This is a genomic window from Mesorhizobium sp. M5C.F.Ca.IN.020.29.1.1, from assembly GCF_003997375.1.
GTDB lineage: Bacteria > Pseudomonadota > Alphaproteobacteria > Rhizobiales > Rhizobiaceae > Mesorhizobium > Mesorhizobium wenxiniae.
This window is the reverse complement of sequence record NZ_RZSW01000320.1, coordinates 1-7072: the sequence shown is the minus strand read 5'-3', so window position 1 is coordinate 7072 and position 7072 is coordinate 1. Positions and strand designations below refer to the sequence as shown.

5 protein-coding genes and 1 pseudogene are annotated in these 7072 nt (G+C 58.8%); 3 read left to right on the top strand and 3 right to left on the bottom strand.

Annotation, left to right across the window (positions count from 1 at the left end):
• Window positions 1–517 (bottom strand): dihydrodipicolinate synthase family protein (locus tag EOA85_RS22655; protein ID WP_164759813.1); only part of this gene is annotated, 517 nt, incomplete at its 3' end.
• A gap of 216 nt (window positions 518–733) precedes the next feature.
• Here EOA85_RS22655 and EOA85_RS22650 point away from each other — a divergent pair.
• Together EOA85_RS22650 and EOA85_RS22645 are read left to right on the top strand one after the other, a co-directional pair.
• Entirely contained in the window at window positions 734–1702 is a 969-nt protein-coding gene (locus tag EOA85_RS22650) for a phosphatase PAP2 family protein (RefSeq protein ID WP_245485957.1), read from the top strand.
• Between the two features lie 252 nt (window positions 1703–1954).
• On the top strand, window positions 1955–3676 hold the full coding sequence (locus tag EOA85_RS22645; protein WP_127211238.1) for a GH32 C-terminal domain-containing protein: 1722 nt from the start codon (window positions 1955–1957) through the stop codon (window positions 3674–3676).
• Window positions 3677–3698: 22 nt separating this feature from the next.
• Here the strand turns inward: EOA85_RS22645 and EOA85_RS22640 are convergent, their stop codons facing one another.
• Together EOA85_RS22640 and EOA85_RS22635 are read right to left on the bottom strand one after the other, a co-directional pair.
• Window positions 3699–4472 carry an HAD-IIB family hydrolase gene (locus tag EOA85_RS22640; protein WP_127211237.1) on the bottom strand — a complete coding sequence of 258 codons (774 nt, stop codon included), beginning with the start codon at window positions 4470–4472 and terminating at the stop codon, window positions 3699–3701.
• Window positions 4469–5806, bottom strand: a complete 1338-nt coding sequence (locus tag EOA85_RS22635; protein WP_127211236.1) for a glycosyltransferase family 1 protein — start codon at window positions 5804–5806, stop codon at window positions 4469–4471. Before EOA85_RS22635 ends, EOA85_RS22640 begins: the two co-directional genes overlap by 4 nt.
• 552 nt (window positions 5807–6358) lie before the next feature.
• Here EOA85_RS22635 and EOA85_RS22630 point away from each other — a divergent pair.
• A pseudogene (locus EOA85_RS22630) lies at window positions 6359–7072 on the top strand (CBS domain-containing protein); the annotation flags it as partial.

The window sequence follows — 7072 nt, the reverse complement described above, 5'->3', positions numbered from 1 at the left end:
GGCCCGGCCAGTCCTCGTGCTTGAGCATGAAGCAGGCCGGATTGTCGGTGACGATGCGGCGGATGACGGCCGGGGTCATGACTACCGAGAGGGTCAGCGGATAGTCCTGCAGGACGAAAGGAACATCCTCGCCGACCGCTTCGGATGCGTTGCGGAAATAGGTGACGATCTGGTCATCGGTGCGCAGCGCCGGCGGCGGCGCAATCATCACGCCTTGCGCGCCAACCTCGATCGAGGCGCGCGCAAGGCTGCGCATGGCGGCGAAGCCAGGGGCGGAGACGCCGACGATGACCGGCAGCCTGGTGCGCGCCACGATGCGCTTGACGATCTCGAGCGATTCGCCGGCGTCGAGCTTTGGGGCCTCGCCCATGATGCCGAGGATTGTCATCCCATCGACGCCGCAGCGCTCGTAGAAATCGACCATCGAATCAAGTGATTCCCAGTCGATCTTGCCATCCGCCTCGAACGGCGTCGGGGCAATGGTGTAGACACCTTTGGTGTTAGGACCGATGGCCATGAGATCCTCCTAAATTCAGCTTTCAGTCATAGCGCAGGACCGACGGTCCGATCCAACCCGGCAGTTGGTCCGGACTGGCGGGGGGCGAAGTAACCGCATGGTAAGCCTGCTTCGCTATCACATTGATAATGCCATCGATGGCTATTTGCATCTCGGTAAATTAGTATGTCATTAACTATAGGGATAAGGGACTACAGTCCATCGACAAGATGGTCGTTGCGCCTTGCCTTGTTTATGGCAACTTACGTGGCAGGCGCGTCTGCACTAAGTCCGCAGTCTTTCTTCCACTTAATTCTGGTTTATGCTCAGAAATTCACCGTCGGTATTCCGATCTTGTTTATCAGTGGGGTCTGTTCTGCTGCGCTTATTTACGGCCGAGCAGAGCCAACTCGCTACGTCGTAGATTTGGTTCGAGGGCGCTGGCGTGCCTGTTTACTGGTTCTGCTGTTCTTCTTCGCGAGCTTGACCGCGTACTCTACCTATAAGATGGCCATCCCGTCCGTCGTTCCATTCTATGCGGACAACTGGTTAGCCGATCTGGATGAATGGCTGCACGGGACTGCGCCTTGGGAACTCACGCACAGGCTCGACAGCAATACGTGGTCGATCGTCGTCTTCAACAGCTATGAGGTGATTTGGTTTTTCCAATGGTTCGGCACCATACTTTTCGTGTCTCTCTGGTCGGACAAGATTGGCCGCATCCGCTACCTCTGGGCAGCAGCGCTGACGTTATGCATCCTCGGCACCATCTTGGCCTCGGCGCTGGCGTCGGTCGGGCCGATCTACTACCACCAGTTTGTTGGCGAGGACCGCTTCAGCGGACTCAAGGTCGCCATGGACGGTCTCGACTATAGCCACATGGTACGGGAGCCCGCCGCATATCTTCTGACGGCTTACCAGAGCGGCCGGCCAGACCTTGGCGGCGGCATCTCGGCCATGCCAAGCATGCACGTCGCCTTTGCCACACTGAATGCCTATCTGCTTTCTTCCCTCAATATCTGCCTCGGTATTCTCGGTTGGATATTCGCAGCCCTGATAATGTACGGTTCGGTATATACCGGATGGCACTATGCTGTTGACGGCTACGTCTCTATCATTGTGGTGTCGGTGATCTGGTGGGTAACCGGACGCCAGCCAGCGCAAATTGAGACACAGTTTGCGATACGCCAACCCATAGAAGGTTAGGTGTGCGACGCCTGACAATGTCAGCCAGGGGCAACAGCGCTGGTTAATTTATTGGCCGCGCCAGCAATTGCAGACGCCCCACAGCGACGGCGAGGGTAAAACCCCTGGAAAAGAGAAGGTCTTGGCCGATCCCGGGAATGGCTTTGCTAAAGTGAAGATCCAGCTTTAACCTTCTGCAGCGCATTTCCAGGTCGAAAACCGGGTTTGATCCTCTATCTGTCCGGTAACGCCGCACGGAACGGAGCCAGCTTCATGAGTGACAGCCAGGTCAAGGTAAGGATTGCGGGAGGGAACACCATTCGAAGCCTGCATGCCGACCTGCCAGTCAACGCCACGTTCCATATCTGGCTTAAGGCGGCCAAGCCGGACGTTCCGGGCTCGCTGTCTTTTTCCAATGTCCGTGGCAAGTTCGGCGAGGTGAGCGTTACGAACGCCGAAGAGTATGAATTCAGAATTTTTCACGTCTTCGGCGGTGGCAGTGTCGAACTCGACTACGACACGGATCAGACCTCGGTATCGGTCGCCTACTGGTTCGCATTGGCCGACGTGCTGGAGACAGGCATTACAGTTATCCACACCAATCCGGGAAATGCCCCGCCGAACATTCCTGACAGCTATCATTTTCGCCCGCCGTTCGGCTGGATGAACGATCCAAACGGATTCGGCCGGTTTGGAGGTCGCCCACATCTCTTCTACCAGCATTATTCCCATGGGCTTCGGTGGAACACGATGCACTGGGGGCACGCCGTATCTTCCGACTATCTGCGATGGCGTCACATGCCCATCTTCCTGTTCCCGTCGGAAGATCTTACCGCAAGGCCCGACAAACGGGGCGGTGCGTATTCCGGCTCAGCCATCCCGCTTGCCGATGGCCCGGGTATTCGCGTCTTTTTCACCGAGCAGGTACAGGACCGTATCCCGGAACAGCAGATCCAGCTCACTGCCACTTCCAGCGACCTCATTACGGCTGGAAATGCCGACGTCATCCTGCCCTACCGCCCCCTTGACGAGGGATTGACCACCGATTTTCGTGACCCATACGTCTTCAAGGGACCGGATGGCCGTTGGAAAATGCTGCTGGGCAGCCAGAGCGATGAGGGCGGCGTTGTCTTGCTCTACGAAACCCACGACCATACGGCCGCCACCGGCTGGACATATATCGGCAAGCTTCTGGTCGAGAAACACTATCGGACGACGGCGATCGAATGTCCCTGTCTGCTGCCGCTCGACGGGCCTGCGACCGATCCCGCGACGCGCTGGGTTCTAATTCTCGGCCTGATGAATAGTGAGGACCAGTCCACCCGGCGCAAGAATCTGACAATGGCCATTGTCGGCTGGTTCGATGGTCAGACCTTTTCCAAGGAATTCGAACAGGAACTGGACTTCGGGACGGATAACTACGCCTTCCAGGCCTTCGTCGACGGTGATGCCATTGTCGGTATTGGATGGCTTGCCAACTGGGCCGATACCGGACCAGCGATCGATTTCCCCACAGCCATGACGTTGCCTCGCAACATCCATTTGTCTGCAGGCGAGTTGCATACCCCGCCCATCGGAGCAGCCGAGAGCCTGCGGAGCCATATTCTGGACCGAACGCGCCTTGCAGCCGGAGAGCAGGTAAGCTTTATCAACGGCTCCGTCGAAATCCTGTTCGAGTTGGAAAAGCCGGGTGCCCATTTCCGCCTGAAGCTCCATCATCCAACTGTTCGCCTCGAGGTTGTCGTCGACGACGAGGGACTTGCCATTTGTCATGAAGACGGGGGCGCAACTCAGTCTCCTCACTATATCGCCAAGGGAGCCCGTCCAAGACGGCTGCGGATATTCCTCGACTACGGATCGATCGAGGTTTTCGCGGATCACGGTCGTTGGGCTGGCACGAAGCGGATCAGCGGTTTTGAGCCGGTACAATCGGCACGTCTCATCGCCGAAACGGGCGCAGTTCTACACGCGACGGTATGGGCGCTCAAACCGTGACAAGGAGATCAATATTTCCAGTTTAGGATCGGGCGTCGTCAAATACCGACCAATGAACGAGGCCTTCGACGACGCCAAAGGCAAACTGTTCTTTCGCGCTGTAAATCAGCGGGTTGTCCCGAGCCATGTCAAGCAGTTCGGGTAGGGCATTGGCGACGACAATCCCGCGCGCACCCGGCAGGTCGAACATACTGCGATCGTTGTTGGTGTCGCCGGCGACCACCACCTCATCCAGGCCGATGCTGAGTTCATTGCAGAGCCAGGCCAGCGCCTGGCCCTTGTCTGCCGAACGCGGCAGGATATCGAGATCGCGTCCGCTGGAATAGATCATCGTCACTGACAGGCCGGCCTCGGCCAGAGCGCGCTCGATGCTGGCAAGGGCTTCCGGACTTGCTTCGTGCAGGTACCAACTCGATTTGAAGGCGTGTTGATAGCCATCGGGTTGGCGAACGGTGTCTTCGAGCGCTCCGAGCACCGCATCGACTTTCTCAAGAGACCAGCCTTCCGAAAACCTCTGGGTAAAGTGCCTCAGATCAGTAAAGTGTGCGAGGCGCGAGGTGTGCCGCGGACCGGCGAGCATTGTGCCGACACCGCCGATCACGTAGTCCGGCGCTGGCAGGCCGACTTCGTCGACGAAGTTCAAAATATCGTCGGCCAGACGACCGCTGTTGTAGACGAGAACCGGCCGGTGCTCGGGGTCGATCGCTTCCCATTTGGAACGGAAGCGTGATGTCGCCGGCGCGTCGCCTGCCAGAGTCCCGTCGAGGTCACTCGATAGAAGCGCGATCGGTTTCAATCGCCGTCGTTCCACGGCTCATCCCAATCATGGTCGTCGACCGCCTTCAGCACCGGACGTCCTTCGACAAGGCTGACAAGCTGCTGCGCGATACCTGTCCAGGTGAACAGGCTGCGCGCCTTGTGCGCGCCCATGCGACCCAGTCGGCCGTAGAGGCGCTGGTGCTTCATAGGCTTGACGATCGTGATGCCGAGATCTTCCTTGTCGAACGGATCACCGAACAGCGCGTGCCGGCCATAGCTGATCCCGCGATAGAGGCCGCCATGGATTGTAACCACGGTGGGCGTTCCGCAGGCCATTGCCTCGATCGCGGTCATGCCGAACGGCTCGTAGCGGCTCGACAGGACGAACATGTCCGCCGCCCGATACGTGTCGGCCAGATCCTCGTCGGCAACATATCCAGAGAAGACGACACGATCCTGCAAGCCTAGCTGTTCAACCTGTTCCTTGAGCTGGTTGAGGATCTTCTGTTCCTGCTCGTCCATGTTCTCGCCGCCGACAGCAAGTCTCAGGACCGCATCCGGCACACGCGGCGCCACCACGGAAAACGCATCGATCAGCAGGTCGTAGCCCTTGTTGGTGGCGAGCCGGCCGAGCGCCAGGATCGTTCGCCCTTCGAAGCCGAGCCGATGGCGGATCAGCCGGCGAGACGCCTCGCTGACGGGGAAGAACCGGTTGTCGTCGTAACCGGGCGGGATCATGTGCACGCGGTCGCGCTCGAGACTGTAGTCCTCGACCAGCATATCCAACTGCGGCGGCGTTGTTGCAATCACCATGGCACAGCTTCGATAGATGATGGTCTCGTGCTTTATGCGCTCGGTGAAATTGAACTCGGCCTCGAATGTATCGGCCTTGTCCGGGTAGTCCGTCTTCATCTGGCGCTGCTTCCATATGCCGAGCGAATGCGGCGTATGGATGTGCGGGATATTGAGAGCTTCCGACAATCGCTGCCCCGCCACGCCCGCATCCCAGTAGTGACTGTTGATGAAGTCGTAGGAGAGGTTTTCCCTGCGAATCAGGCGCAACGCGTTTTCACACCACTCGAGAAGGTGGCGGTGGAGGTATTCCTTCGGAATAAAATCGGGTCCGCCGCAGGCGACACGCAGGACACGAACCCCGTCTGCCACTTCATCGATAGGAGGCTGGTCTTCAAATCGCCGCGTCCAGATATCGACGGCATAGCCCAATTGGGCCAGCTTTTTGGCAAGTTCCAGGACGTAGACCACCTGTCCGCCGGTATCGGCCGCGCCGAGTGGTGGGTTGGCAGCTACGTAGCCGTGGGTTGAAATGAGTGCAATTCGAGGTGTCGCCGCATCCGAGTTGACGTCCGGCATCTGTATCCTTCTCTACGATTCTGCACGCCCGCAGTCGAAAGCGTGCGCCAATTCACAACTATAGGGATTCCACCACCCATCCGCAAATTCCGAGCACGCGCTCAGGTCAGCGCAATTGACGCGATGGTAAGGCGAACCGGCTCTGTTGCATGTTTCGGTCACCGAGTGGCCTCAAACAGCGTTAGACGGTTGTTCGAGGATTTATGGTGTCCAAAGGCCGCCATTTCGATCGATCTGTCGTCCTTTGCGCCCGTTGGTCTCTGGCCTCAGGAGCTGAGCCTACGCCTCCTTGAGGAGATGGCCGAGTGCGGCATCAACGTCCATCCCTCAATCCGGTTGCGCGTGGCTTCGCTCCCCGGTGAGGAAGGGTGGATTTCGTTTGATATTCCCGCGCATTGCGCAATAGAGCTGCGGAGCCTCAGGTCGAATCGTGCCGCCGCTCTATCTTTGTGTTTCAGCATCGGATTTTCCCAAAACCGGTTTCCACTTCTGGGTCCGATGCTCTAGACCTGACAGGCACCTTTTCCGGAATTCTGATGGCGGGAGGCGCTGGTGGAAGGCCAGGACGAACAGACGACCGGCGCCAGGGCCGCTGAGGACAGCCACGCCGACATTTATGGCGAGGACGGCGCCATTCTGTCTTCGTTCCTTGCCGCGATCGGTGCAGCGATCGCCGATCGCGACACGCTGACGCTGAAGCGTGAAGTCGACGACCTGCACCAATCGGAACTTGGCGATCTGCTCGAGGCGCTTCATCCCGAACAGCGCCGCGCGCTGGTCGACTTGTTGGGCGCCGATTTCGACTTTTCCGCGCTGACCGAGGTCGACGAGGCGATCCGCCGCGACATCGTCGACAGCCTGCCCAACGCGCAGATTGCCCAGGGGGTGCAGGATCTCGATTCCGACGACGCGGTCTACATTCTCGAGGATCTCGAAAAGGAAGACCAGGACGAAATCCTGTCGCAACTGCCGTTCACCGAGCGGATCAGGCTGCGCCGCTCGCTCGACTATCCCGAAGAGACCGCCGGCCGCCGCATGCAGACGGAGTTCGTCGCGGTGCCGCCGTTCTGGACGATCGGCCAGACCATCGACTACATGCGCGAGGACAACAACCTTCCCGACCGCTTCAGCCAGATCTTCGTCATTGATCCGAGCTTCAAGCTGCTCGGCGCCATCGATCTCGACCAGATTCTGCGCACCAAGCGCTCGATCAAGGTCGAAGAGGTCATGCATGAGACCAGGCACGCCATTCCGGCCACGATGGAC

Coding starts and splice junctions, on each gene's coding strand:
- EOA85_RS22645 (WP_127211238.1), top strand. CDS start 1,955: ATGAGTGACAGCCAGGTCAAGGTAAGGATTGCGGGAGGGAACACCATT.
- EOA85_RS22635 (WP_127211236.1), bottom strand. CDS start 5,806: ATGCCGGACGTCAACTCGGATGCGGCGACACCTCGAATTGCACTCATT.